Raw genomic sequence first — 2524 nt, 5'->3', positions numbered from 1 at the left:
GCCTAAAGCGAATAACGATCATGAAGTGATTGTTGAACTGCAAAAGGCGGTTGAGCGTTATCCAGCCTACGGTTTTAGCAAATTGCTCAAAATACTTCGTCGCTGGGGACATGGCTGGAATCATAAACGGATATATCGGATTTACTGCGAACTCAAACTCAATAGGCGTCGTAAAGCGAAAAAACGCTTACCAACTCGTTCGCCTGAGCCGCTTAATGTGCCTATGGTAGCTAACCAGTGTTGGTCGATTGACTTTATGAGTGACAGCTTACAGTGCGGACGTCGATTTAGAACCTTCAACGTAGTGGATGACTTCAATCGTGAAGCACTCGCTATCGAAGTGGATTTAAGCCTCCCAGCGCAACGAGTGGTTCGAGTGCTTGAACGAATCATTGCATGGCGAGGTTATCCAGAAAAGTTGCGAATGGATAATGGCCCAGAGTTCATCTCTGTGACGCTTGCGACTTGGGCTGAGGAGCATGATATCAAGCTGGAATTTATCCAGCCAGGCAAACCGACTCAGAACTCCTATGTCGAACGATTTAACCGTACGTATCGCACAGAGATCCTCGATATGTATGTGTTCAGAACCTTGAATGAAGTGCGTGAGCTAACAGAAAACTGGATACGAGAATACAACGAAGAACGTCCCCATGATGCCCTCAACGATCTGACACCATGGGAATATTTAATGAAGAATGAACAAACCGAAACCTCTAATTATGGGCGCAACTAATTAGGGGAGGTTTACAGTTAATGTTGAATTATAAATAGGCAAAAGGCGATAGTTTGTCGTCTAATAAGTGTTATGTGAATGGGGTCAATATAACAAATGGAATACCAAGTCGTTAAAGAATATCAAGATGCTCCAGAGTCACCTATTCATGTAGTAAAAGGTGAACAATTGCAGTTTGTGGAAGAATCAAATCCGGAGAGTGATTGGCCCAATTGGGTCTTTTGTCGTGGAACAAGTAAAGAAGGTTGGGTTCCAAAGCAAATTCTAATTATCGATAGTGAACAAGTGACAGTTCTTAAGGACTATGTTGCTAAAGAGCATATGCTTTCAGTGGGCGAAACCTTAATTAGGGAGTACGAACTCAATGGTTGGATCTGGTGCTCAAAGTTAGGTGAAGGAGGCGAGTTGGCATGGGCTCCTTTAAATCATCTAACTAAAAAGTAAATTCAAATAGCAATAAATTTAAGCAGATTCACAACGCTTGCACTCTTAGTTTCCCCCTCTGGCAGGATAGTTGTCACTGTTAAAATTTAACCAGTGTAGGGCGGTAAGAGTGAATTGTGTCTCGTATTCCAACAGAAAGAAAAGAAGCCATATTGAAGAAGCTACTGCCTCCATACTCAGTGTCAGTGAGCGAACTTTCAAAAAAGGAAGGTATTAGCACCGCAACCCTGTATCATTGGCGACAGCAACTCAGACGTTCAGGAGCCGCAGTGCCAAACAGCAACACTTCATCAGAGCAGTGGTCTGCTCAAACTAAACTCGCCATCGTCGCCGAGACTTACTCGATGACCGAGAATGAACTCAGCCAATATTGTCGTGAAAAAGGTCTGTTTCCAGAGCAAGTTCAACGCTGGCGCAGCGAATGCATGCAAGGCTTCATGTCGAGTAAAGAGCGGGAAGCGGAAGCAAAGAAACAGGCCAAAGCGGATAAGCTTGAAATCAAAGAACTTAGGAAGGAGTTACGCCACAAAGAAAAGGCGCTCGCTGAAACGGCTGCCCTGTTGGTTCTACGAAAAAAGCTCAGAGCCTTTTACGGGGAAGAGCCAGAGGACGACTAACCTCAACCGATGAAAGGCAGTACCTGATTACGCTTATCCACGATGCCAAGCAAAGTGGTTGCCGCTTAGAGCGAGCTTGTTATGAGGTTCAAATTGACCTGAGGACGTATCGTCGATGGTATCGGCAAGGAGAGATCCAAGCGGATAAAAGACCGACCAGTGTCAGACCAGAGCCAGCTAACAAGCTCTCTCAGCAAGAACGTGATGCAATTATCGAGGTGTGTAACCGCCCAGAGTTCGCGAGTTTACCTCCAACTCAAATCGTACCGACACTGCTTGATAAAGGTGAGTATATTGCCTCAGAGTCGAGCTATTATCGAGTACTGAGTGCACAAGGACAACTTCACAACCGAGGCCGTCAACGGAGCAGAAAAACGCATGCTAAGCCAACGAGTTATACGGCGACAGGTTCGAACCAAGTCTACACATGGGATATCACTTACTTGCCTTCAACGACCCGAGGCCAGCACTATTATCTGTACGTCATAGAAGATATCTACAGCCGCAAAATCGTGGGGTATGAAGTCTATGAATGTGAGTGTGGCGAGCTAGCATCACAACTCCTGCAACGGACGTTGATGCGAGAACAGTGCTTCAGCCAACCGCTGGTTCTTCACTCAGATAACGGTGCGCCTATGAAGTCGCTGACGTTCAAAGCGAAGATGGATGAGTTAGGCATTACCTCATCGTATAGCCGTCCAAGAGTCAGTGATGATAATCCGTATGT

2 protein-coding genes and 1 pseudogene are annotated in these 2524 nt (G+C 45.6%); all 3 read left to right on the top strand.

The window, feature by feature from the left end; all coding sequences use genetic code 11:
- A partial coding sequence (locus DA100_RS19000; RefSeq protein ID WP_138973564.1) for an IS3 family transposase occupies positions 1 to 736 on the top strand: 736 nt, incomplete at its 5' end.
- Positions 737 to 832: 96 nt separating this feature from the next.
- Positions 833 to 1180 (top strand): SH3 domain-containing protein, encoded by a 348-nt coding sequence (locus tag DA100_RS18995; protein WP_138973563.1) that lies wholly within the window; start codon positions 833 to 835, stop codon positions 1178 to 1180.
- Between the two features lie 116 nt (positions 1181 to 1296).
- A pseudogene (locus DA100_RS21435) lies at positions 1297 to 2524 on the top strand (IS3 family transposase); the annotation flags it as partial.

Source organism: Vibrio sp. Hep-1b-8 (genome assembly GCF_006124995.1).
In the GTDB taxonomy this organism is placed as follows: Bacteria; Pseudomonadota; Gammaproteobacteria; order Enterobacterales; family Vibrionaceae; genus Vibrio.
This window is presented reverse-complemented; position numbering and strand designations above follow the sequence as displayed.

Bases quoted from the DNA above. Each gene is read 5' to 3' on its own strand.
- DA100_RS18995 (WP_138973563.1), top strand. From the start codon at position 833: ATGGAATACCAAGTCGTTAAAGAATATCAAGATGCTCCAGAGTCACCT.